This window comes from Planktothrix sp. PCC 11201 (assembly GCF_900009135.1).
Taxonomy (GTDB): domain Bacteria; phylum Cyanobacteriota; class Cyanobacteriia; order Cyanobacteriales; family Microcoleaceae; genus Planktothrix.
In genome coordinates this window covers 254,859-277,593 of sequence record NZ_LT797701.1, presented here as the reverse complement: position 1 = coordinate 277,593, position 22,735 = coordinate 254,859, and the positions used below count along the sequence as shown (strand labels likewise).

General features: G+C 40.4%; 25 protein-coding genes. 14 read left to right on the top strand and 11 right to left on the bottom strand.

The features are described from left to right. Positions 1-197 precede the first annotated feature (197 nt). Positions 198-2,228, bottom strand: coding sequence for a flavin-dependent dehydrogenase (locus tag PL11201_RS11510; protein ID WP_079679566.1), 2,031 nt, complete (start codon positions 2,226-2,228; stop codon positions 198-200). 50 nt (positions 2,229-2,278) lie between these two features. Between PL11201_RS11510 and PL11201_RS11505 the strand changes: the two genes are divergently transcribed. Further along, positions 2,279-3,697 (top strand): aldehyde dehydrogenase, encoded by a 1,419-nt coding sequence (locus tag PL11201_RS11505; RefSeq protein ID WP_255377626.1) that lies wholly within the window; start codon positions 2,279-2,281, stop codon positions 3,695-3,697. 312 nt (positions 3,698-4,009) lie between these two features. Here PL11201_RS11505 and PL11201_RS11500 read toward each other — a convergent pair whose 3' ends face one another. The 3 genes from PL11201_RS11500 to PL11201_RS11490 are packed head-to-tail and all read right to left on the bottom strand — an operon-like array spanning position 4,010 to position 4,867. Beyond that, positions 4,010-4,276, bottom strand: a complete 267-nt coding sequence (locus tag PL11201_RS11500; RefSeq protein WP_079678803.1) for a DUF4926 domain-containing protein — start codon at positions 4,274-4,276, stop codon at positions 4,010-4,012. A 10-nt stretch (positions 4,277-4,286) separates the two neighbouring features. Beyond that, the gene (locus tag PL11201_RS11495) at positions 4,287-4,619 is read right to left on the bottom strand and encodes a DUF6883 domain-containing protein (RefSeq protein ID WP_079678801.1); all 333 of its coding nucleotides are present in this window, start codon (positions 4,617-4,619) and stop codon (positions 4,287-4,289) included. Next, a complete protein-coding gene (locus PL11201_RS11490; protein WP_079678799.1) occupies positions 4,616-4,867 on the bottom strand; it encodes a hypothetical protein in 252 nt (83 codons plus the stop codon). The genes PL11201_RS11495 and PL11201_RS11490 overlap by 4 nt, the downstream gene beginning before the upstream one ends. 367 nt (positions 4,868-5,234) lie before the next feature. Here PL11201_RS11490 and PL11201_RS11485 point away from each other — a divergent pair, with 367 nt between their 5' ends. Both PL11201_RS11485 and PL11201_RS27060 read left to right on the top strand, forming a co-directional pair. Further along, positions 5,235-5,444 (top strand): hypothetical protein, encoded by a 210-nt coding sequence (locus tag PL11201_RS11485; protein WP_144017732.1) that lies wholly within the window; start codon positions 5,235-5,237, stop codon positions 5,442-5,444. A gap of 8 nt (positions 5,445-5,452) precedes the next feature. After that, positions 5,453-5,593, top strand: a complete 141-nt coding sequence (locus PL11201_RS27060) for a hypothetical protein (protein WP_234996669.1) — start codon at positions 5,453-5,455, stop codon at positions 5,591-5,593. An 88-nt stretch (positions 5,594-5,681) separates the two neighbouring features. Here the strand turns inward: PL11201_RS27060 and PL11201_RS11480 are convergent, their stop codons facing one another. Then, the gene (locus PL11201_RS11480) at positions 5,682-7,037 is read right to left on the bottom strand and encodes an FAD-binding oxidoreductase (protein ID WP_079678796.1); all 1,356 of its coding nucleotides are present in this window, start codon (positions 7,035-7,037) and stop codon (positions 5,682-5,684) included. Positions 7,038-7,124: 87 nt separating this feature from the next. Between PL11201_RS11480 and cbiD the strand changes: the two genes are divergently transcribed. From cbiD to PL11201_RS11460, 4 genes are all read left to right on the top strand, one after another. After that, entirely contained in the window at positions 7,125-8,282 is a 1,158-nt protein-coding gene (gene cbiD / locus PL11201_RS11475) for a cobalt-precorrin-5B (C(1))-methyltransferase CbiD (protein WP_079678795.1), read from the top strand. A gap of 77 nt (positions 8,283-8,359) precedes the next feature. Further along, positions 8,360-9,979, top strand: coding sequence for a glutamine-hydrolyzing GMP synthase (guaA, locus tag PL11201_RS11470; protein ID WP_079678794.1), 1,620 nt, complete (start codon positions 8,360-8,362; stop codon positions 9,977-9,979). Between the two features lie 114 nt (positions 9,980-10,093). Next, positions 10,094-11,680 (top strand): SDR family NAD(P)-dependent oxidoreductase, encoded by a 1,587-nt coding sequence (locus PL11201_RS11465; RefSeq protein ID WP_079678793.1) that lies wholly within the window; start codon positions 10,094-10,096, stop codon positions 11,678-11,680. A gap of 153 nt (positions 11,681-11,833) precedes the next feature. After that, positions 11,834-12,187 (top strand): Dethiobiotin synthetase, encoded by a 354-nt coding sequence (locus PL11201_RS11460; RefSeq protein WP_079679565.1) that lies wholly within the window; start codon positions 11,834-11,836, stop codon positions 12,185-12,187. Between the two features lie 45 nt (positions 12,188-12,232). Here the strand turns inward: PL11201_RS11460 and PL11201_RS11455 are convergent, their stop codons facing one another. Further along, the gene (locus PL11201_RS11455) at positions 12,233-12,601 is read right to left on the bottom strand and encodes a Mo-dependent nitrogenase C-terminal domain-containing protein (RefSeq protein WP_144017731.1); all 369 of its coding nucleotides are present in this window, start codon (positions 12,599-12,601) and stop codon (positions 12,233-12,235) included. Positions 12,602-12,985: 384 nt separating this feature from the next. Here PL11201_RS11455 and PL11201_RS11450 point away from each other — a divergent pair, with 384 nt between their 5' ends. From PL11201_RS11450 to PL11201_RS11440, 3 genes are all read left to right on the top strand, one after another. Then, positions 12,986-14,680, top strand: coding sequence for a tetratricopeptide repeat protein (locus PL11201_RS11450; protein WP_079678791.1), 1,695 nt, complete (start codon positions 12,986-12,988; stop codon positions 14,678-14,680). 234 nt (positions 14,681-14,914) lie between these two features. Then, entirely contained in the window at positions 14,915-15,808 is an 894-nt protein-coding gene (locus tag PL11201_RS11445; protein WP_079678790.1) for a type II secretion system F family protein, read from the top strand. 231 nt (positions 15,809-16,039) lie between these two features. Continuing rightward, complete coding sequence (locus PL11201_RS11440) at positions 16,040-16,813, top strand: alpha/beta hydrolase (RefSeq protein WP_079678789.1); 774 nt, start codon at positions 16,040-16,042, stop codon at positions 16,811-16,813. Between the two features lie 94 nt (positions 16,814-16,907). Here PL11201_RS11440 and sipA read toward each other — a convergent pair whose 3' ends face one another. Then, entirely contained in the window at positions 16,908-17,129 is a 222-nt protein-coding gene (gene sipA, locus PL11201_RS11435) for a regulatory protein SipA (protein WP_079678788.1), read from the bottom strand. Between the two features lie 143 nt (positions 17,130-17,272). On the opposite strand from sipA, the gene rbfA reads away from it, so the two are divergent. The 3 genes from rbfA (at position 17,273) to PL11201_RS11420 (ending at position 19,871) form a co-directional block, all read left to right on the top strand. Next, on the top strand, positions 17,273-17,662 hold the full coding sequence (gene rbfA / locus PL11201_RS11430) for a 30S ribosome-binding factor RbfA (RefSeq protein WP_079678787.1): 390 nt from the start codon (positions 17,273-17,275) through the stop codon (positions 17,660-17,662). A 165-nt stretch (positions 17,663-17,827) separates the two neighbouring features. Further along, positions 17,828-19,432 (top strand): glycoside hydrolase family 3 N-terminal domain-containing protein, encoded by a 1,605-nt coding sequence (locus tag PL11201_RS11425; RefSeq protein ID WP_079678786.1) that lies wholly within the window; start codon positions 17,828-17,830, stop codon positions 19,430-19,432. 214 nt (positions 19,433-19,646) lie between these two features. Then, positions 19,647-19,871: a DUF4327 family protein gene (locus PL11201_RS11420; protein WP_079678785.1), complete on the top strand. Its 225-nt coding sequence runs from the start codon at positions 19,647-19,649 to the stop codon at positions 19,869-19,871. Between the two features lie 382 nt (positions 19,872-20,253). Here the strand turns inward: PL11201_RS11420 and PL11201_RS26450 are convergent, their stop codons facing one another. The 3 genes from PL11201_RS26450 to PL11201_RS11410 all read right to left on the bottom strand — a co-directional run bounded on the left by PL11201_RS26450 (position 20,254) and on the right by PL11201_RS11410 (position 21,271). After that, positions 20,254-20,412, bottom strand: a complete 159-nt coding sequence (locus PL11201_RS26450) for a hypothetical protein (RefSeq protein WP_159451533.1) — start codon at positions 20,410-20,412, stop codon at positions 20,254-20,256. After that, on the bottom strand, positions 20,405-20,803 hold the full coding sequence (locus PL11201_RS11415) for a hypothetical protein (RefSeq protein ID WP_079678784.1): 399 nt from the start codon (positions 20,801-20,803) through the stop codon (positions 20,405-20,407). Before PL11201_RS11415 ends, PL11201_RS26450 begins: the two co-directional genes overlap by 8 nt. A 111-nt stretch (positions 20,804-20,914) precedes the next feature. Then, a complete protein-coding gene (locus PL11201_RS11410) occupies positions 20,915-21,271 on the bottom strand; it encodes a hypothetical protein (RefSeq protein ID WP_079678783.1) in 357 nt (118 codons plus the stop codon). 177 nt (positions 21,272-21,448) lie between these two features. Between PL11201_RS11410 and PL11201_RS11405 the strand changes: the two genes are divergently transcribed. Next, complete coding sequence (locus PL11201_RS11405; RefSeq protein ID WP_079678781.1) at positions 21,449-22,363, top strand: CDF family zinc efflux transporter Cdf31; 915 nt, start codon at positions 21,449-21,451, stop codon at positions 22,361-22,363. A 61-nt stretch (positions 22,364-22,424) separates the two neighbouring features. Here PL11201_RS11405 and PL11201_RS26445 read toward each other — a convergent pair whose 3' ends face one another. After that, entirely contained in the window at positions 22,425-22,595 is a 171-nt protein-coding gene (locus tag PL11201_RS26445; protein ID WP_159451532.1) for a hypothetical protein, read from the bottom strand. Between the last annotated feature and the right edge of the window lie 140 nt (positions 22,596-22,735).

Below are 22,735 nucleotides of genomic sequence, written 5' to 3'. Positions count from 1 at the left end.
TTTATGTAAAATTACATGAAATTGCAAAAAAATAATGCTACAAGAGGCAATGGGGAATAGGAAAATTTATTAGCCACCAAATGATAAATGCTCTGTAGCAAACATTTAGTGATTTTATCTAAACCTCGGCTTTAAACGGGATAAATCTATTATTGGTGCGCTAGAATTTTACCCTGAAATTGAGATAAATTGAGTTTTTAGGTTTTAAAATATGGCGTTTGAGGTTTTCCCATCCCATCGGTTAAAGCATAACTTGTTGTTAATAACCACATCCAAAGTTTAGGATAACGTGGTTCTAACCAGGGTTGAATTTTGCGACTGAAATTAGGAAGCCAACCGCAAAGGAAACTAATAATAGATAACACCATAAATTGAATAAAGTTCTTCAGCCACCTAAAAACTTCTCCGACAGTTACAAAGTCTAAGATCCAAACTAATAATAAAGGGTTTATCCAGGCCGCTTTTAGAGCTAACTTTGTAAAAATCCACCAAGTTGTTCGATCTTTAATAAAGGTTTCGGCAATTTCTTGAGATTCCGTGGCTAAAACCCCAAAAAAAGTATTTAAAATGGAGTTAATTTTTTGCGGGGGTAAATATTTCCCCATGGGCACCATCATCCCTTTAGAAAATAACCAAGTTACAGAAATATTAGTTTGATACGCCCGAATTTGATCTAGGGAATCTGCGGTTAATAAATCATGTTTTAAAGCCGTATTTAATAAGTCCGTTAATCGAGATAAATTCCGCACTAAAGACCCAAATCCGGTAAAGACTAAGGGAGATTGTAAAGAGGCAGCATCCCCAATTAAAATTAACCGATCGACACTAATTTTGCGATCGCGACTGCCATTACTAAAATGCCCCGGAATATAACCAAAGGTCGGTTTTTTCCAAACTAATTTATCCATATCGCAGCGACGATATTCGGGTAAAATAGTGAAAAAATCCTCATACATTTCTAACAGAGAACCTGGGTTTTTAGGATTCACTTGATGATAGTGAAACAGATAAAATGTTAACTCATTGCCCGCCCCGGGAAACAGTTCCCAAATTAACTGTCTACCCCTAGAAATATCCCCGTGACTATTTAAAACATCCCCATAGGTGGCATCCCAAACCCCCGGTTCAAACCCGCCATCAATTACCGCCCCCACCGTCGGACAGACGCTATCAAAAGCCCGTCCTCCGTTCAATTGCCAAGCAATGGGGGACGCTGTTCCCATGGCATCAATTAATAGCCGTCCCGTGGCGGTGCGTTCAGTTTGGCCGGGAATATGAAGGGATTTAATAGTAACTTGATCGGGATTAATATTGGCTTGTAAAAACTCCGTTTCATCCCAAATTTCTCCCCCAGCTTGTGTGAGTTTTTCCCCGGATAATTTTAATAAAACTTCAGCATCTAAGGCAACATTTAAAACCCTGGGGGTATGGAGAATTTCAGCTTGAGCAATTTTAGGATTATAAGCATCAAAAAACTTATGAAATCCATCTTTATATTCTCGGGCGATGAAACTTTCAATTTCCGTCGGGGTAAATAATTTTAAATCAATTAAACTTTTTAACTCACTGCGAGAAATATTCCATTCTCGGTTCATACGACCAAAAGGCAACCGTTCAATTAATAAAACTTTATAGCCTAATCTTGCCATCACCGCCGCATGAATCACCCCTAAAGCACCCCCGATATAAATTAAGTCATAATTTGGGGAATCATTGGTCTGGGAATCATCAGTTTTAAAAATAACTTGCTTCGGAGTTTGGGGATTTCTGACTCCTTCCCGCCAACGTTTTTCCCACCAATAAACCCGTTGGAGATCAAATTCTCCATTAGGCATTTTTTTGAAGTATTTAACCGTTAGGGGATAGTCTTTTTCTAATCCTTCAAAAATGGATTGTTGAGATAAATCAATCTCTGGAGGTTCGGGATATTGATGGGGAAATGCGGTTCTAATTTCGGTTTTTAAATTCTTTAAAAATAGTTTTTCTTGGATTTTAGGCGGTTGACCAACGCGAAAAACTTTTAAATAGGTTGTCCGTTGAACTGACCAAACAAAAGTTGAAAATTCATTCCATTCTGTGCTGTTTTCCTGCTGGGGAGAGAATCGCAACCGAAACCCGTCGGGGGTGATCAATTTTTCCCCATTCGGCGCTTGAAAGTTTTCTTGCAACCAAGTACAAACCTGTTGAGTGCCGGGAGTGGGAACTTCAAGATATAAAATTTCTTTAATATTTGCCATTCTCAGCTTGACCTCAGTTGCAATAACTTTACTAGATCAAGTTGTACCATAAAAGGGTATCAAGGAATTTTGGAAAAGCAAAAATGAGTGAAAAAACAGCAATTCAAGGTTTAATCCAGCAACAGCGAGACTTTTTTGCCACGGGACAAACCCAGGATATCCAGTTTCGCCTCGCCCAACTTCAGCGCTTGAAACAGGCGATCGCATTCCATGAAACAGCGATTATTAACGCCATAAAAGCCGATTTATGCCGTCCTGACCTGGAATCATGTTTTGAGTTTTCCCCTGTTGCTGAACTCAATTATGCCCTTAAACATCTCAAATCTTGGGTTAAACCCCAAAAAATTCCCGCCTCTTTGGGTCAACTTCCCGCCTCAACCTTTATTTATCCCCAACCTTTAGGAATTATCCTAATTATTGGCCCTTGGAATTATCCGTTTCAACTCTTGATTTCTCCTTTAATTGGGGCGATCGCGGCGGGGAATTGTGCTATTTTAAAACCTTCAGAAATTTCTGTCAATACCTCTAAAATCATTAAAGATATTATTAGTAAAAATTTTGATTCTGAATATATTACCGTTGTTGAAGGGGGAATAGAAACTAGTCAAGAATTATTAGCCGAAAAGTTTGATCATATTTTCTTTACAGGCGGAACAAAAGTCGGGCAAATTGTCATGGAAGCCGCCGCCAAATACTTAACACCCGTCACCCTAGAGTTGGGCGGAAAAAGCCCCTGCATTGTGGATGATGATATCCAATTAGATTATACCGCAAAACGAATTATTTGGGGTAAATTAATTAACGCCGGTCAAACCTGTATCGCTCCCGATTATTTGTTAGTGAATTGTCTAATAAAATCAGAATTAATTATGGCATTGCAAAAATGGATTAAAACTTTTTTGGGTGATAACCCCGAAACCAGTCCCGATTATTCACGGATTATTAATCAATTTCATTTTAACCGATTACAGCAATTATTAAAAGCGGGTAATATTATTACCGGAGGCAAAACCAACCCCGAAACCCGATATATTGCTCCCACTTTAATTGATAATATTTCCTGGGATGACTTAATTATGCAGGAGGAAATTTTTGGGCCGATTTTACCGATTTTAGAATATCAGGATTTAGGAGAAGCGATCGCCAAAATCAACAGTCGTCCTAAACCTTTAGCATTATATTTATTTTCTCATGATAAAAATAAACAAAACCGAATATTACAAGAAACATCATCAGGAACCCTCTGTTTTAATGATACAGTATTACAAATTGGGGGAAAATCTTTACCCTTTGGTGGCGTAGGAGAAAGTGGAATAGGAAGTTATCATGGAAAAACCACCTTTGATCGATTTTCCCATTATCGCAGTGTATTAAAACAAACATTTTTATTAGATTTACCTTTACGTTATGCACCCTATAAAGGCAAGGAATGGTTAATTAAAAAAATTCTAATGCACTAAGCTGTTAAGCAGCTAAACCAACACAGATTCAGGACTTACGCAAGCAGGCTATATATAGCGTGTCAAAAATAGGCGATCGCATACCAATTATAATAGCTAATTATTTGTTTTCCCCCCAATGTTGGGGGCTAGGGGGCTAGATGGCTTGAAATGTATAGGGTTTAGACAGATTTCTCAATCGGCAATATTTGCCCCCTAAATCCCCCAAAATTGGGGGACTTTAAGAGGTTGTCCTGTTAAAGCGATCTCGTTTGAGTTACGAGCGAGATCGCTAACTCATTATTACGCTACATATAGCGTATCCTGAGATTGCTATATTGGTGCGGGCGCTGTGATGGAACACCCTACCAATTCAGGTTCATTAATAAGGCGTAAAAGTTTAACGGTTTCGATAGTTTCCATTGCAAAGGTATTACCTTCTTGATCTGTAAAGTCAATTAAAAATGCTTTTTGATCAAAAGACATCAAAACTGTTCCCATTTGCCCTCGACGGAGTAGAATTTGCTGATGGGTGACTTTGTGGGTAGCGATCGCATCTTCGGTTAGAGCAACCAGATCGTATTCTTGAATTTCGTTCATAATCAGTTAGTTATTCAATAGGATAAGTATTGGTCAGGCGGGGAAAATCTTCGGTAGTTTTGATGATCCAACAGCTTAAAACTAGAGATTCTCCAAAATCGGTAAGAAGTGAAAATACTAGGTCATAATGAGTGCCATATTGATCAACTTTGTAAAGTTCTGCCTCTCCTTCAATAGCAGCTTTCTGTAAAGCTTTTTCCAAAATTTCTTTGTTGGCTAGGGTAATACCAAGTCGTTTTTCAAAAAGGAGAGCTTTATGTTTGCCTTTTGAATGTTTGGAGTTGAGGGAATAGCGCTCAAGTTTGTCTCCTAGTTGGGCTTTGTCACCGTTGGGAAGTTTCATCGGTTTGAAGCTATGGGGTTACTCAGAATATCGACATAAATATAGTTCTCAGGATGTTTAAGTGATTCTACAGCTTCTTTTAGATGGTGGCGATTAGCTTCTGTAGATAGTAGATAATCTGTTTCATCGGTTTCAGTTGATTTGCCAATTAATAAAATTGCCTCAATAACAGTTCCTTCTGGCAAATCGAGGGAGGGTAAATCGAGTTTACCATTTTTAATAGTTGTCTTGTATTTAAGGGTATTCATAACATCTGATGTTTGAGAGATTTTTTAATTATACCCAATTCAACTGGGGTTGGGGTGGGAGATAGAGAAACCGGGTTTCTATTGGAAATTATTTACTAAAAAACAAAGTTTATGCAGAAACCCGGTTTCTGGGTTGGGGGAACAATATCCCAAAGTCCGTCAACTTAACGCCAAAAGCCCGGAACTAAAGTTCGGGCTAAGAGCTAAAGTCATCTAAAGATGACTCAAAACTGGTCTTTCTTAACCCGTTTTAACGGGTTTTAGCTTTGAGCCTGAAATTTATTTCAAGGCTTTTAGCCTTAAGTTGACACTTAAATCTATTATAATCATCAATAACAGCCAGACCCAACCCCAACCCACCCTCACCATGAACGACGCCTACTTACAACTATTACTCAAAATACTAAAAGCAATTGCCGAGAATAGAGATAATCCTGAAGCTGTCTATCGCTTACTCGAAGAAAATAGCGATAAATTAGATCAAACCTTTATTCTCACCTTGCAAGAATGGGCAAAAGAACAACTGCAAGATGCCGACCCCGACCAATCAAATTGCATCAAATTTATCAAGAGTTAATAGAAACTATGGAAGAAGCTTATCTCAACGCTATTGATCAAGCATCCCTAGAGGTTTCGGAAGGAATTTATGAAGCTAAAGAATTAGAAAAGTTAGCCAACAAAGAAGAAATATTAAATCAAGCGATGGAGTTAATTAAAGATAAATAAATCATAACAGAAATCAGGTTTCTAATCTTTATTTATGGGATGAAATCAACATTTTTGATTGAGAAACCCGATTTCTAGGAGTTGGTAGTTAAAGATGTTTTTCTCTTTCTAACCAAGCTCTCATTTTTCCGGGATTTAATAACCCATAGGGATCAACTTTTTGTTTAAATTGTAATTGTTCTAAATTAATCATTTTCATTCCTCCATCCTCTAAAATATAGGTATGGGGATTAAAAATAATTGCCCCCCGTTCTTCATGATAACGAATAATTTCATTTAACCTTTCCTCTGTGGTAAATCGCACTAATTGTAAAGAAGCGGGGTGCATTTCTCCATGTAGTCTTAAAAACTCTAAATGCTGCATCACTTCATCCCCAAAATGATCATAGAGATGTTCCAGTAGTTCTAATTTGCGATCCGCAGGTAAGAGGGTTTGTAAATAGGTAATAGAGGGATCAACACTGCGAGCGTGTAGGGTAGTATGGTTCCAACTATATTCTATTATTGTTGTTCCTTTCCCCGTTTCTTGGGATGATTTTTGATAACAAATTTCTCCCTGATACTCCTTGACTAATTCTTGGAATGGTTCTAAGCTAGTTTCCGATACTATTAACAAAGCTGCGGGTTTTCCCGTAGGAATTATATCTTTAAAAGCCGCAAAATAAGCCGGAATAGGAGACGCACAAACGGAGATTAATTTTTTAATAATTCCATCGGATAAAGCTAAATCTTGACCAAACCGAGCCGAGGTCATAAAATCATTAAAGGTAACAATTATTTCCGTCCAAGGATAGACGGGAGCTAGGGGTATTTCTAACTCCGTAATAATCCCATTTGTCCCATAGGCGTGATTGACTTTTTGTACGTCATCTCCCCTTAATTCAATAATGCGAGGTTCATCTTCTAGGGTTACTACTCGTGCGGCTTGTAAGTTACCGCGATCGCGTAATTGTCCATAATTAATCGAACCAATTCCCCCACTTCCTCCCTCAATAAATCCGCCAATAGTTGCGGTACGATAGGTAGAAGGAACCATGCGTAATTCCCAGCCGATTTCCCGTGCTTGTTTATCAAAAGCTGCCATTTTTACCCCCGGTTCCACACAAGCTAAACCGGGTTTTATCCACTTAATATTATTCAATTTAGAAATATCTAAAATCACCCCTCCTTCCAAGGGAATACACTGTCCATAATTTCCCGTTCCCGCTCCCCGAACCGTGAGAGGAATTTTATATTTTACACAAACTTTAGCCACTTGTAAAATTTCCGCTTCCGTTGCGGGACGTACCACAATATCTCCGGTTTTATCCTTGAGTTCATGTTGCAAAATTGGGCTAAAATGATAATAGTCTTGGGATAGTTTTTTAACTTGAGTTTGATCCGTAATCATTTCAATTCCTGAGAGTTCAGCACATAAGTTATCCCAGTTAATATCAGTTGTCATAATTTTTCAAGCCAATTTGTTTAAATTATAGGATAACCGCTCTCAAAATGGTCTAAAATCTGAAAAGATTCGGTAAACAGCCAAAATATGACCACAAATCAACCTCTTTCTGGATATACTCTACCCGTTTTTGCTTGCGCGGCGGCGGTAGCGGCTTTGGAATATTTAAAAACCAGAAATCAGTCTATTGAACAGGTATCTATTGATTTAATTGATCCGGCGGAAACCGCTAATATTCCGATTGAACAAATAGCGATTTTAACCGATAATTCTGCTTTAGCAATTACCCGTTCCGATCCTGGAGATAATTTAGATTTAACCCGAAATACTCCGATTTGGGCGATGGTGGAATGGTTGGATAGTTCAGAACTCCCCCCCACCGCTTACCAAGAGGGGGCCAGGGGCAATCAACTTTCTGATACTATTTTTATTAAAGGAGGAGAAGGAATTGGTCATGATCAAAAGACCGGACAAACAGCAATCTATCGTTATGCTAAAACTTTATTATTAGCCAATATTGAGAAAATATTACCTCCCAACAAATCTATTTTAATTACCTTTATTTTACCCCAAGGAAAACGACTAGCAACCCGAACTTCTAACGCAGCTTTTGGCATAGTTGAAGGATTATCTTTACTGGGAACCACAGGAATTTCTCAACCCTTAACGGTTCCAGAGCAATTAGAACAATATAAAATTCAACTCCAAGAAAAAGCAAAAAAATTTGATTCTTTGGTATTTTGTATTGGTGAAAACGGATTAGAATTAGCTGCAAGAATGGGGATTTCTCCTCAACGCATGATTAAAACTGCCAATTGGTTAGGGCCGATGTTAGTCTGTGCCGCCCTAGCAGAAGTTAAGTCAATCTTATTATTTGGTTATCATGGTAAACTCATCAAATTAGCCGGAGGAATTTTCCATACCCATCATCATATTGCCGATGGACGATTAGAAATATTAACCGCCTATTGTGCTAACTTAGGATTACCCACCTTCGATCTACAAAGAATTTTTAATTGTTCAACGGCCGAGGATGCTTTACAATATTTGCGAGAATTAGATGCAATCAAAGGGGAAAATTGGGTCAGTCGGGTATATGGAGAAATAGCAAAGACGATTGATCAACGATCCCAGAACTATATTTACACCCATTGTGAAAAAAATATCAAGGTTGGTTCGGTAATGTTCGACCGCCAGCGTAAAATTATCATTAAAAGTGAAAATGCTGATATAATTTTGGGGTAAATTTGTTATTCTAATCGGATACAACAATCAGGTTTATCCTTGGTTGACAATTAAAATTAAAACCCATTAAACTCAATATGTCTCCTCAGACTCAAACCCCAACTCCAACCGAAAATACCGATACGACCGGTGAAAAATTGAACCGACAAATGATCGTTATTCTCGATTTCGGTTCCCAATATTCCGAGTTAATCGCCCGTCGCATTCGGGAAACCGAGGTTTATTCCGAAGTCATTTCCTACCGCACCACCGCCGAAAAACTCAAGGAACTCGACCCCAAAGGCATTATCCTTTCCGGTGGCCCCAATTCCGTCTATGATGACGGGGCCCCCGAATGTGACCCGAAACTCTGGGAGTTAGGAATTCCCGTTTTTGGGGTGTGCTACGGAATGCAGCTAATGGTCAAACAGCTAGGAGGCACGGTAGAACGGGCTAAACGGGCCGAATATGGCAAAGCCTCCCTGCACATTGATGACCCCACCGACCTGCTAACCAACGTGGAACAGGGGGCGACCATGTGGATGAGTCACGCCGACTCTTGCACCCAGTTACCCAAGGGATTTGAGATTTTAGCCCATACCGAGAATACCCCCTGTGCGGCAATTGCTGACCACGAGCAAAAATTATATGGGGTACAATTCCATCCCGAAGTCGTTCATTCTATTGGCGGTCAAGCCCTAATTCGGAATTTTGTTTATCATATTTGTCGCTGTCATCCTACCTGGACAACGGAAGCTTTTGTAGAGGAATCTATTCGAGAAATTCGGAACCAAGTGGGGGATAAACGGGTTTTATTAGCCCTTTCTGGAGGCGTTGATTCTTCAACTTTAGCGTTTTTACTGCACCGTGCCATCGGTGATAAGTTAACCTGTATGTTTATCGATCAAGGGTTTATGCGCAAGCTAGAACCGGAACGATTAGTTAAACTATTCCATGAACAATTTCACATTCCCGTTGAGTATGTAAACGCTCGGGAACGGTTTTTAAAACAACTCGAAGGAATTACCGACCCGGAAGAAAAACGCAAACGAATTGGTGCGGAATTTATTCGGGTTTTTGAAGAAGAATCCGTGCGTTTAGGGCCCTTTGATTATTTAGCTCAAGGTACCTTATATCCTGATGTAATTGAGTCCGCCGATACCAATGTTGACCCGAAAAGTGGGGAACGGGTGGCAGTTAAAATTAAAAGTCATCATAATGTGGGGGGATTACCCAAAGATTTACGGTTTAAATTAGTAGAACCCCTGAGAAAACTGTTTAAAGATGAAGTCAGAAAAGTCGGACGTTCGATTGGTTTACCCGAAGAAATTGTCCGACGTCATCCTTTTCCCGGCCCGGGTTTAGCCATTCGGATATTAGGAGAAGTCACGGCGGAGAAGTTAAATATCCTGCGAGATGCGGATTTAATTGTCCGAGAAGAAATCAATAGACGTGGGGTTTATCACGATTATTGGCAAGCTTTTGCCGTATTACTTCCGGTGCGAAGTGTGGGAGTCATGGGAGATCATCGTACCTATGCCTATCCTATTGTCCTACGATTTGTGAGTAGTGAAGATGGAATGACCGCCGATTGGTCACGGGTTCCCTATGACTTATTAGAATTAATTTCTAATCGGATTGTGAATGAAGTTCGGGGCGTGAATCGAGTCGTTTATGATATTACTTCTAAACCCCCTGGAACCATTGAATGGGAATAGAATAAACCTGCCATAAACTGCCCGTAGAGACGTGCCACGGCGCGTCTCTATTGTTATTATTTGTGTTGAATTAAAGCCCGTCTCTTGTCGTTATTTTTGTTCAATTAAAATAATATGAACCCACAAATTTGTCTAGTTACCGGAGGAAGTTCTGGAATCGGTTTAATGACAGCCTTAGAACTCGCCAAACAGGGAAATCATGTTTTTATTGCCTGTCGTTCCGAACGAAAAGCCCAGCAAGCAATTAATTATATTATAGCACAAACAAATCAAGGAAAAGTTGAATTTTTACCTTTAGATTTAGCCTCTTTCGATTCAATTCGTACCTGTGTTAATTTATTCTTAGAACGTCAACTTTCTTTAAATATATTAATTAATAATGCCGGAATTTTTAATCAATCTGGAACCACTCAAGAAGGATTTGAATTAATTTGGGGAACTAATTATTTAGGGCATTTTTTACTAACTTATTTACTATTAGACAGACTCAAAACTTCAAAATCTAGTCAAATTTTATTCATCGCTTCAGATATGGCGTTATGGTCAAAAAATCTAGGATGGAAATTATGGATACAAAAAACCCCCTTGAACTTTCTCAAACTCTATGCAGATTCTAAGGTTTGTTTATTATTATTCATGCGACATCTGCTAGAAAATAGCTTAAATCAAACCTCCGTCAGAGTTAACGCTGTGCATCCCGGTTTTGTCCGGTCAAATATTAGTTTATCCCATCGTTTAAGCCAAATTTTAAGAGTGGGAAACTCTCCCCAAAAAGTGAGTCGGAATCTGATTAAATTTTTAACAACCCCCGAATATAAATTAATTAATGGTCAATTTTTAAATCTGAATTTTCAACCCATGCCCTTAACCGACCTGGCACAAAATGATCATTTATCCCAGGAATTATGTCAAAAAAGTTTATTCTGGACAGGACTATCTAACCCCATTTCCCAAAATCCAACTACTTATAATTCAGAGGATGGAATCTGGGGGCCCTATTCTTTAAATTTAACAGAAACTGAACTCCAAGAGATTCAAAAACAGATCTTTACAACGGTTTTACCCCGTTCTCCGATTCATGTATTTTCTAATAGTTATCAATTTATAAAAAAAAGAGATTTTGGATCATTAATATTACTATTAATTCAAGGCTATAAACGACAATTTAATATGGAAAGACACCTAGATTCTCCCGTAATTTTAGAACTTTGTAAAAATCCCTATTTACTCCAAAAAGCCAGGGAATATTTAGGCGAATCTCCCTTTCTTTGGCGTTCAGAATTATGGGCTAATTATCCCGCAAAACAATTAATTCCCCTTTGGCATCAAGATCAATATCCTCAGTTATTAACTAAAACTGGAAAAACCATACATATTTATATTGCCTTAACCGAAGTTAATGCCGGAAATGGGTTTGAATATTTACCTAAAAAATATCATAATTTATGTCCTATAAAAATGAATGATCCCTTTAGTGGAAATCCTTTTTTTGAAGTCAAATCAGAAATCGAAAAATCCGCTTTACCCGTAACTCTAAAACCCGGAGAATTTATCTTTTTTACCGATGATTTAATCCATCGCTCTATCTGTAATATTAGTGGTCAAGTACGTCTATCTTTAACCTTACGTTTAGCTGAATCTACCGTCAAAATCCAAGGAAATTATAGTTCTCATCTCCAATCCCCAATTTTACTTTTATAATCATTTTATGAAATAAAATACTGTTGCCTATCCCCTATTATATCAATAGGCAAGTGATGGTTTACAACTTCTTTGTGTCTTCGTGTCTTTGTGGTTAAATTAGGCTTTATTGCTATAGAATTTGACTGTAGACAACTTCACAAATTAATTGCAATGGACTACAAAACAGCCTATAATTTTTTAATTGACCAAGGCATGGCATTAGAAACCCAAAAAAACCCCGATGCTTTTTTAATTCGTTTGAAACAGGGCCAACCCCCGATTCCCGGTCAAGTCACCTCTATTTTATTATCCTTAAAAATTGCTTATGATACCTTAAAAGACAATTCAAACTTTGAGAAAATTTTAGTCTTAGCCTTACATCAGTTAGTTATAGAAAGTCAGCAACAATTTGCCGCGGGTCGGAATCGAGGCATTGAATGGCCTCCGTTATTACAAGAAGATTTACAGCGTATTTCCCTAGGGGTTAAAAGCATTTTTTCCGGTCAATGGTTGGTCGAAAAATAAATCGGGGGTTGACGGTTAACTTTGAATCATCAACCGTCAACTATTCTAGCAATAAGCCGAAATATCTTCTCCACATTCATCCGCCAAATAACATAATGCCTGAAACCGGAGATAGACTAATTCTTCATAAAAAGGATTGAGTTTACACAAAGGTGGAATATGAAACAAAACACGACCCCCGACTGTAATATTTCGTTCAAATGGACATTGAGCCGGAATCAGTTGACACAAACGGTGGGCTAATTGGGGGTCTTGGATTTTAATGCTTTCTAGCCAATGGCGAAGGGGACGTAGGGGCGTAAATCGACGTTGTGGGGGGAAAGAGCCAGACGGGGACAGGGGAGCGGGTTCAACGGATGTGATGCCGCGAATCAGGAAAGTGAGGTAGGACATGGTAGCATTAACCTTATTCATTATTTTCATTTGGAATAAAAACCAAACGTGGGTAACCGCTCATGTAGTGTCTACGAAACACTGTTGTAAGTTCCCGTAAAAGATTTGTAGTTTACCACAGAGATTAAAGGTTTCAAAGCCTAAGCAACAAGATATCTGGCCAGAATCAAGTCCTTAGCAAAGGTTTGTACCTTCTGTGATCATGATGCCCTAAATTTACAGAGTTTTCTCATAAGTTTTATTTAAATCAAAAATTTTTAATATAATAAATACAAATAATTGATTACAACCTAAGACTTGACAAAATTCTTAGAATTTGATAAGGGAAGAAACATTGCAACAGTCAGACTGGAACCCTAGTAGAATTGAACTATTAGCACTCAATGGTCAGGAGTCAACCATCCCATGTCGGAAGAATTAACCTCCTCCTTATTTCCTGTGGAAGCCTCCCCACAAACTCCCCCCGCTTCGGGATTAGGGTTTTTAGGCATTTTTAAAGCATGGCCACAATATAATCAAGGCAATCGATTCTATAAATTAGGACGCTATGAATTTGCCTTTGAACGTTATGATCAAGCTGTTAATTTTAAACCCAATTGGTATTCCGCCTGGTTACGACGGGGAAATAGTTTAAGAAAACTCAAACGTTATAAAGATGCCCTAGCTTCCTATGACCGAGCGATTAAAATTAAACCCGAAGATTATTGGGCTTGGACATTTCGAGGCATTGCTTTAGCTAAATTAGAACGATTTGAAGAAGCAGTTGCCTCCTTTGATAAAGCGATTACGATTGAACCCGAAAATTTTGAATCTTGGTATGAACGGGGGTTGGCATTAGAAGCCCTATTTCAATATAAAGCGGCGGCGGCTTCTTATAAACGGGCTATTGAAATTAAACCCAATATTTCCGCAATTTGGTATCATCAAGGCAATGCTTTAATGAATGAAGAACGCTATGCCGATGCCGTGGCTTCCTATGATCGTTCAATTCAACTGCAACCTGCCAATTATGAAGCCTGGTTTAATCGGGGTGAAATGCTATTAAGTCAACAAAAATATGCCGATGCTGTTAACTCCTATGACCAAGCGATTAAACTGCAACCCAAAAGTTATCAAGCCTGGTTTAATCGAGGAATTGCCTTACAAAAAATCCGCCGCTATTCAGAAGCCATTATCTCCTATGATACGGTAATTCAACTGCAACCCCAGGATTATGAAGTTTGGTTTTATAAAGGTATGGCTTTGTTAAATAGTCAACAGCATCAAGAAGCCTTAACCTGCTTAAATCAAGCCTTACAAATCAATCCCGATTTAGCGGCTATTTGGATTAGTCGCGCTCAAACTTTATTAGAACTGAAACAATATCAAGCCGCGATCGCATCTTTTGATAAAGCCACTCAATTAAACTCTAATTTTCCCGAAGCTTGGTTAGGTCGAGGGAAAGCCCTGTGTGAATTAAGACAATATCAAGAAGCAATTATCGCCTATGATAATGCCCTACAAATTCAACCGGACTTCATGGATGCTTGGAATGGTCGAGGGGAAGCCTTAGAAAAATTAGATCGATTTGAAGAAGCCTTAATTGCCTATGATAAAGTGGTACAAATGACCACAGAAGATACAGCATTAGCCACAAAAGCCGGACTGCAACGAGGGGAAGCCTTAGAAAAATTAGAACGTTATGATGAGGCGATTATTGCTTATAAAAAAGTGATTCGAGTCCAACCGGATAATTTTGAAGCCTGGGTACATTTAGGGAAAACCTTAGAAGCGGTTCAAAAATATTCCGAAGCCGCAGAAGCCTTTAATCAAGCGGTTAAAATTTGGCCAGATTCCTATGGGACTTGGTTACAGTGGGGACTCGCCTTAGAATCAGCCCAACGCTATCAGGATGCCTTAAGTGTTTATGATAAAATTGTTCAAAGAAAACCCGATTATTATGCAGCTTGGATTCGTCGAGGCATGACTTTTGAACAGATGAATTGCTATCAGGATGCTAACCGTTCCTATGGTGTCGCGTTAGAAATGCAACCCAATTCTGCGGAAGCAGTTATTCATCGAAATCGAGTCAATTTAAAGTTAAAAAATAATCCACACTGACTCCCGTAGTGAGCCCTTCAGGGCTCTCTTAACTCAATTGGGAAAAGAGAGCCCTGAAGGGCTTACTACGTTTGTAGTGAGCCCTTCAGGGCTCTCTTAACTCAATTAGGAAAAGATAGCCCTGAAGGGCTTACTACCTTGGGTTATCAAAAAGTCTTGCTTCTGGGGTTCCTTTTTGGCAAAATAGAGCATTCAGTCCAAGCTCCGCCCAGTGCAGTCATACCCAGTTCACGAATGAATCCCCGCGAAAAGGCTCTTTTTTTCTTTCAATTAGCAACCTTGTTAAACTCCGGTTTAACTGTAGAACAGAGCTTAACTTTGGTGGGGAAAGATAGCTACCCGCAACTCGGACGCTATCTCAACAAAATGACAGCAGCCACATCAAGGGGGAGCGATTTAGCTTCAGCCTTGGCTTTAGCATCCCGATATTTTGATCGGTGGACAATTGGTCTAATTTCCTTGGGCGAATCTCAAGGAATGTTACCCGAAATTTGCTATCGAATTTCCGAGATCGAAGAACGAAAAGCTCGCCATCAAAATCTATATCGGTCTGTAACCCTGGCGGCAATTACCACAGGTATTAGTATTATCCTGTTGATTCTCACCCTTTGTTACTTATCGGGTTTATCGGGTAGAGGGTGGTTTTTAGTATTAGGAATTTTCGCGATCACTATATTAGCTATTCCTAAAATTTTGCCTCGGCTATCAATGATTAAAAAAATTTCCACCGCCCGGATGATGTTGTATTTGGGAGAATTAAAACTACCCTTAAGTTGTGGGATGTCCTTGTTAGCTGGATTAGAATTGGTTCGCGCTCATATTCCTAAATCGGAAATGAAAGCTACTATTACCATTGCATTAGGTCAAATTCCCGCCGAAAAAACCCTCAGTCAAAGCCTAGAAGGTCGTTTACCTGCGGTAGCCCTGCAAATGTTACGGACAGGGGAAGCTACAGGACAATTAGATTTAGCCCTGCAAAAACTGACAAATTACTATGAGGAGGAACTTGAACAAACCCTGCGCCGTCTACAAGCTGTTTTAGTTCCCGCCACAATTCTGATTGCAGGTACAGTTGTCCTGCTGTTAGCAATGCAAGCTCTGAAATCCCTATTAATTTTGTTACCCTAGTTGATCTGGGGAATTAACTTTCTTGTTGCCTACACCCCCCACCCACAGAGAATTTTCGATGTCCGATTCCCAATTTTTGATAAAAAATTCGACTTTGCCCTTGTGAAACTGAGCAACACCCTTTAAGCTATTAAGTCAAAACACGAAAGTAAGCGCAATTGCAATACTGGGTTTTTCCCGTCGTTGTTTTGAGCGTCTAGTGGGATATTTGACTATCTCTTTTAAGCATAGATGAAAATACCAAAACCTCAAAGACCACAACCAAAATGGATTTTGGGGGTACTGGCTGGAGCATTGATTAGCAACGCTGCTGTACCCATTCCCCAAGCCCAAGCTCACCATCCGGGAGCCTGTCCGCCATCATCGGATTATGCCAAAGTTCCTTCACCGATTGCCGACTTTCCTAACCCGGATCGTACGGTATTCTGTGGGGAAGATCGCGTAATTCTGACTTACGGCCCCTTCCAAGTCCCGATCTTGGTCAGTGAATTAAAGAATTTCGCTGAAACCGGGGAAATGACCAAAACGATTAGCCAAATCGTTAAGGCTTCCAAAATTGAGCCGGATACCCTTCGCGGTCTGATGACCTTAGAAGTCGGCTTTGATTTAGTTCCCTTTGCTTGCATTCTCTATTCCCCAGAAGGTCAAGAGTTAACCAATACCGTTGGGACAACAATTAGAACCCATCGTGGAAAACCAGGAATCCCAAACAGCACCGAAGCGGTTAATGGTAAAGCGATTCGGGCGGCTCTAATCAATGCCCTGAGTGAAGATGGTAAGCTCTCCTTCTTAGATATTGTCAGTTACTATCCCGTCCCGGGAATGTATATTGATGTCGCTAATATTCCCGATACCGTTGATAAAGTCAAAGGCCTAGCGGGGAATCTCGATTCTCTGTTTAAGAAGGCTTCTCAATTTGGCAAAGGTGGCTGTTCTCTACAAGANCTCCCACCCCCACCCCCACCCCTGCCACCAGCACCACCCCCAGTCCGTGGTTTGTGGTAAGCGCGTGAGTCGGAGAATCATCCTTTGATTCTGGTGATGCCATCTATATCAACGGGTGGCATCACTTTGTTTGTTGGCTAAAGTTCAGAAAGTTTCAGGATTTCACCCCATCAATATACTGGCTATCAATTAAAAAGGCTCCTTTCTCAAATAAAACCCCCCAATAGCCACCGGGTCGTCTGTCAATTACAATGCCAACTTCACCGAGTTTAATCACGTTGGATGGACGTAAAATCGGCATGGGTTCTGCTGTTTTCACAAAGGGAGGAATCGCTATCACCCTGACTTTTTGTCGGATTTCAAACTCTTTTTCCATTGATCAACCTAAAAATTAATTTTCTTGTAAGATATCACGGGGCTTTGTCCCTTCATTCATCGGGATTTTGTCGTGAAAAAGAGAAATAACCACGTTAAACTTGAGAGTATGCAAGAAAAAGACCGTTTGAGGGGGTAGTAATTATGGCTACAGATCGCCGAGTTTCCCGGGTGGCTGCACAAATTAAACGGGAGGTCAGCCAGATATTACTGGATGGGATCAAAGATGACCGGGTTGGAATCGGAATGGTGAGTATTACCGATGTCGATGTTTCCGGCGACCTCCAACACGCCAAAATTTTTGTCAGTATTTATGGCACCGAAGAAGCCAGACGAGAGACGATGGAAGGCTTAAAATCAGCAACGGGTTATGTTCGTTCTTCTCTAGGTCAACGTGTCCGTCTGCGTCGGACTCCAGAAGTGGTTTTTTTAGAAGATCGTTCTCTGGAACGGGGCGACAAAATGTTAACTCTATTAAACGAACTCTCCCAGAACCGGAAACCGGATGAGGAGGGGGAGGGGGAGGAGGAGTAGGGGAGCAGGGGAGCAGGGGGAGCAGGGGAGGCAGGGGAGGCAGGGGAGGCAGGGGAGGCAGGGGGGGTAAACTCTTGCTATTACCTATTACCCATTACCCATTACCCATTACCCATTACCCATTGTTATAACTGATAACTGATAACTGATTACTGATCACTGAATATGACTCTTTCTCTCGCTGAACAAGTTGCCCAGATGGTTGTGGTTCGTGCCTCTGGTTTTTTGTTTGATCATCAAATTCGTTACTCCCTTTGGGAACCTCCAGCACAGAGATTAGAGCATTGGTTACATGACTTGGGTGTGGGTGGGGTGATTTTGGTCGATGGTAGTGCGGCGGAGTTGGCGATTAGAACTCAGTTGTTGCAGTCCTGGGCTAAATTTCCCCTATTGGTGGCGGCCGATGTGGAGGAAGGGGTCGGTCAGCGCTTTGCCGGGGCGACTTGGTTTCCGCCCTTAATGGCGATTGGTGCATTAGCGGATCAATCCCGGTCACAAGCGGAATTTTATGCCGAAAAAATGGGGGCAATTACAGCCCAAGAAGCCCTAATGGTGGGCTTAAATTGGGTTTTGGCTCCGGTGGTTGATGTGAATAATAATCCTAAAAATCCGGTGATTAATGTCCGTTCTTTTGGGGAAACCCCGGAACGAGTCAGTAACTTAGCGACGGCTTTTATTCGGGGATGTCAAGGATATCCGGTGTTAACTACGGCGAAACATTTCCCCGGTCATGGGGATACAGCGATTGATTCCCATTTGGAATTACCTGTAATTCCCCATAGTGATCCCCGTTTAGCTGAAGTCGAATTACCTCCGTTTGTGGCCAGTATTGCTGCGGGTGTGGATTCGGTGATGATGGCTCATTTGTTGATCCCGGCTTGGGATAGTAAAAATCCCGCTACTTTATCCCCGGTGATTGTTCAGGAACAGTTAAGGCAACGGTTGGGCTTTCAGGGGTTAGTGGTGACGGATGCTTTGGTGATGGGGGCGATCGCAAAACTTTATACTCCCGAAGAAGCCGCAATTTTAGCTGTAGAAGCCGGGGCTGATGTTTTATTAATGCCCCTTGATCCCCAAGTCACCATTGATGCGGTCTGTGCCGCGGTGAAGGAGGGCAGGATTTCCCGGGAACGGATTGAAGCCTCCGTACAGCGAATTAGGCAGGCGAAGGCGAAGGTATTCCCCGACTGGCGCCCTGATCAACCCTATTCTCCCCCTAGTCAAGATCCCCAGATATTATTTTATTCTCTATCTCAACCATCTTCTCAAGCTCTGGTTCAAACCATTTTGCAGGATTCTCTCAAACAGGGGGGAATTTTGCCTTTAGGGGTTCCGAACCCACCTCAACCCTTACGAAATTTAGTGATTGTGGATGATTTACTTAATTGTTCTATTTTAGGAAATCATACCCCAGCGATCGCCCGTCCAACTCAGTTGGGTTATCGCTTACAACTAATTGATTGTCATGATCAAACCGTTGGAGATCTAGGCAATGAATCCTTATTTAGCATTAATTCTGAACCCACCTTGCTGCAAATTTTTATTCGAGCTAATGCCTTCCGTGATAGTTCAGGATTAACACAAATTGCTCAGAATTGGTTAAGTATTCTCTTAAAACAGAATCATTTACAAGCTTTGGTGATTTATGGGAGTCCCTACACCCTGGAACAGTTTTTGCCCCAAATTTCCCCCAAAACTCCTTATGTTTTCTCCTATGGTCAGACTCCCGCAGCCCAGGAGATTGCCTTAAAAGTCCTTTGGGGAATTTAATCGGAATTTAAGAATAACCCAGTATCTTGAATGAAGACTTGATGCTTAACCTATGTCATGGGCTTCCGTCCAGTGACTTTGCATATTGTTATGGGAAAACCCCAGGTATTTGTATTGGCCTATACTGAAAAAAAAATATTTCCTAAAATCAATTTTTAGATTACACTGAATGTGATGCCAAAAACTTCTCCGGCAACGCCAAAGAGGGCGAATTATGACTTACACAACTGTCCAATTTTCATTAGATGTGATCAAAGACGAAGCCCGCCAACTCGTCAATAAGGGGGTTGTGAGCCGTCAGCAACCCATCTATACACTCTGCCAATATATTCCCGCGCGGGAATGGGCTTGTGTAGAGTGTGAGTTAGAAGAATGCGACTTCTTACTCCGAGACCGAATTGGCGACCTGATTGGTCATGAAACCTGGGATAACGACTAAAATCCCAATGAAATTTGAAAACAAAAAAAATCTTTCAGACATTATTAAGTTTGCTCAGTGCTGACTCCTGCGGTTGAGAACTGATTTGCCTGCCGATTCAGGTAGATTGAGGGACTAGAATCGCGATCCTTTAAAGCCCTTTCCCGGCTGTTTTAAGTTCAAAATATCTTAAATGCTTGAAATAAAAGAACTTAGGACTGCTTCTACCGATTGGTCTGATTTCAGAGGGTTTATCCTTCTGGCCTAAATAAAGGAAAGTGACTCTGAGATGCCGGGGTCAAGAATAAAGTTAAAATTTAAGTGCGTGCGATGGGATATCGGTTGCAACATGAAGTTGAACAATTTCGGGATGGGTTCTGCAATTAGATATCAATAAATATAGCTATAACGATAAACCCGCCCCACAATTTTGAACCCGATTCATGTCGATTCTGATTTCCATCAGTTGGGTTGTGGAAGCGTAGTTTATCGGAAATCTAGGTTTAAAACCCCGTCGTTCTGCGACGGCTTTTCCTGGTTTTTTCTCGTCCCAATTAGTCAAAAGTATTGGATTCTCGCAGACGTCTTAATTCATCTCGTAACTCGGAAATTTGGGTTGTAAGTTCTTGAATTTCTTTGACGGGCCCTGGGTCTGACACAGGGGGAATCGTGGAGGTAACAACTTCAGTTTCTGTGATTACGGTTATTGTTTCTGTATTAAGATTCTGCGAACCCTGGGAGAGAATTGTATCCACAAAATTTCGAGCTTCCTGTTCAGTAGTTTTTCCTTTTTCAGCCCATTCTTGGACTAACTCGCTAAACTGGGACTGAATTTTCCCGAAATTCTCATGGCGCTTATCAGGATTTTGTAGGATCTCGATGAGGGAAGATGTCGCACCCAGGGTAACTTGAAATCCCTGATGGCATAAGTCGGTTAATTGTTCAGCATTCATATAGTTAAAAAATTCTTCAAGTAGAGCAGGACGGCAATCTTGCCATCTTGCTATGGGGATTTTTGGGAGAAAGTCTGAAGTAGACCGATTTTTCCCGTATATTCTAACAGCTTATTCCCTCACTTGGTCGAGGTATTGATTCACGTCATCAATAATCCGGGTGAGTTCGGCTTCCGTGGTCAGTTTAATCCGTTCATCCCGGACAGTAATTAAGACTTTCGCTGCAAAAGGACTCGGCCAAATATTAGGATTACAGAAAACCTCTAAAAACACATCTCCGGTATATTGATATTCCATTGGCTTTTGAGGGGTGGGTTTACCGCCACCTGAAGCAGTTTTTGCCGCCACCATTTTGAGTTTTTGCATTAATTCATCCAGTACCCCTTTTAAATTCTGAGCCGCTGCGGGGGTAAAACGCAGGGAAACAGAACCCTGAGTTAAATTAATTGTGAGTGGAGGAATAGACATAGAATAACGATTTAAAACGATAATTGAAATCCTTTAATCTAATTTTACCGTGAAATTAACCTCAATTAACTTTTATATTTTTAGTGAAAATTAATCTCAATAGTCAGATTAATACAAACAGGGTGATATATTAAAAAAAGTTTTTGATCACCGTCAAAACTTAAAAGGAAAAATTTTATGGTTCAGGATAATCGTTCAAAAATTCAATTTGTTTTATTGCTAACACTGGGTTTAAACCTGTTAGTAATGATGATTAAAGTGATTGTAGGCAACATGACAGGTTCTTTGAGCTTACTCGCTGATGCCCTGCATAGTGTCACCGATAGTGCTAATAATGTTTTAGGATTAGTTACCAACCATTTTGCCTCTCCCCACCCCGATCGTGAACATCCCTATGGACATCAAAAATTCGATGCTTTGGGAGCATTGGGAATTGGTGTATTTTTAGGAATAGCCTGTTTTGAAATTTTCAGTAGCGCCATAAAACGGGTGTTTAAAGGTGGTGAACCAGTGACAATTTCTCCTAATGAATTATGGATTTTATTAATTGTTTTAGGAATTAATATTTTCGTAACTTATTATGAGCGAGCGGCGGGAAAGCGTTTAGGCAGTGCGATTTTAATAGCAGATGCTAAACATACAATGAGTGATGTTTGGGTGACAATTATGGTGATTGCTGGATTAATTGGGATTTGGCAAGGAACCGTGTGGAATTTGCCAAAATTACAATATTTAGATGTGATTTTAGCCTTTCCTGTGGCATTATTAGTATTTAAAAGTGGTTGGAGTGTCTTAAAGGAAAATTTGCCTTGGTTGGTAGATCAAATGGTGATTGCACCGGAAACCATTAAAGAAATTGTGATGTCTGTTCCGGGGGTGATAAACTGCCATGATATTGCCTCCCGTGGGATGATTGGACGACAGGTTTTTATTGAAATGCACTTAATTGTGGAAGCAACGGATGTAGAAACGGCCCACAGTATTACAGAAGCAGTAGAAGCAGCATTAGGACAAGAATTTAGCCCCGTCAGAATTCTAATTCACGTTGAACCCCCCCAATATAAATCGGAGCAAATTACTTATGAGTCGTGAAAAATTCCCCCCCTAATTCATAGGAGAGGAAATCAATTTTAACCCCTTAAAATCATTTCTCCTATTTTTTGGGAGCAGGAGCGGGGGTAGCAGGGGCGGGAGCGGGAGCCGCCGGAGGGGGAGTTGTGGCTGCGGGAGAAGGAGTAGTTTCTTTGGGAGCGCCGCCACAAGCAGTTAATAAGCTGGAAGAAGCTATGGCTAAACCTGCAAACACTAGAGCTAACTTTTTCATAGGAGATCTCAAGAAAATTGAAAGTAGGTGAGTAACAAGATTGAGAAAAAATATACCCTAATCTCAGGAATGTTCCTAAATGGTAAGTTAGAAATTCAACCAGAATAGAGATTTAACTATTCAAGTTTGCACCACAACAG

Coding starts and splice junctions, on each gene's coding strand:
- PL11201_RS11500 (WP_079678803.1), bottom strand. CDS start 4,276: ATGAACGAAATTCAAGAATACGATCTGGTTGCTCTAACCGAAGATGCG.
- PL11201_RS11495 (WP_079678801.1), bottom strand. CDS start 4,619: ATGAAACTTCCCAACGGTGACAAAGCCCAACTAGGAGACAAACTTGAG.
- PL11201_RS11490 (WP_079678799.1), bottom strand. CDS start 4,867: ATGAATACCCTTAAATACAAGACAACTATTAAAAATGGTAAACTCGAT.
- PL11201_RS11485 (WP_144017732.1), top strand. CDS start 5,235: ATGAACGACGCCTACTTACAACTATTACTCAAAATACTAAAAGCAATT.
- PL11201_RS27060 (WP_234996669.1), top strand. CDS start 5,453: ATGGAAGAAGCTTATCTCAACGCTATTGATCAAGCATCCCTAGAGGTT.
- PL11201_RS11480 (WP_079678796.1), bottom strand. CDS start 7,037: ATGACAACTGATATTAACTGGGATAACTTATGTGCTGAACTCTCAGGA.
- cbiD (WP_079678795.1), top strand. CDS start 7,125: ATGACCACAAATCAACCTCTTTCTGGATATACTCTACCCGTTTTTGCT.
- guaA (WP_079678794.1), top strand. CDS start 8,360: ATGTCTCCTCAGACTCAAACCCCAACTCCAACCGAAAATACCGATACG.
- PL11201_RS11465 (WP_079678793.1), top strand. CDS start 10,094: ATGAACCCACAAATTTGTCTAGTTACCGGAGGAAGTTCTGGAATCGGT.
- PL11201_RS11460 (WP_079679565.1), top strand. CDS start 11,834: ATGGACTACAAAACAGCCTATAATTTTTTAATTGACCAAGGCATGGCA.
- PL11201_RS11455 (WP_144017731.1), bottom strand. CDS start 12,601: ATGAATAAGGTTAATGCTACCATGTCCTACCTCACTTTCCTGATTCGC.
- PL11201_RS11450 (WP_079678791.1), top strand. CDS start 12,986: ATGTCGGAAGAATTAACCTCCTCCTTATTTCCTGTGGAAGCCTCCCCA.
- PL11201_RS11445 (WP_079678790.1), top strand. CDS start 14,915: ATGAATCCCCGCGAAAAGGCTCTTTTTTTCTTTCAATTAGCAACCTTG.
- sipA (WP_079678788.1), bottom strand. CDS start 17,129: ATGGAAAAAGAGTTTGAAATCCGACAAAAAGTCAGGGTGATAGCGATT.
- rbfA (WP_079678787.1), top strand. CDS start 17,273: ATGGCTACAGATCGCCGAGTTTCCCGGGTGGCTGCACAAATTAAACGG.
- PL11201_RS11425 (WP_079678786.1), top strand. CDS start 17,828: ATGACTCTTTCTCTCGCTGAACAAGTTGCCCAGATGGTTGTGGTTCGT.
- PL11201_RS11420 (WP_079678785.1), top strand. CDS start 19,647: ATGACTTACACAACTGTCCAATTTTCATTAGATGTGATCAAAGACGAA.
- PL11201_RS11415 (WP_079678784.1), bottom strand. CDS start 20,803: ATGAATGCTGAACAATTAACCGACTTATGCCATCAGGGATTTCAAGTT.
- PL11201_RS11410 (WP_079678783.1), bottom strand. CDS start 21,271: ATGTCTATTCCTCCACTCACAATTAATTTAACTCAGGGTTCTGTTTCC.
- PL11201_RS11405 (WP_079678781.1), top strand. CDS start 21,449: ATGGTTCAGGATAATCGTTCAAAAATTCAATTTGTTTTATTGCTAACA.
- PL11201_RS26445 (WP_159451532.1), bottom strand. CDS start 22,595: ATGAAAAAGTTAGCTCTAGTGTTTGCAGGTTTAGCCATAGCTTCTTCC.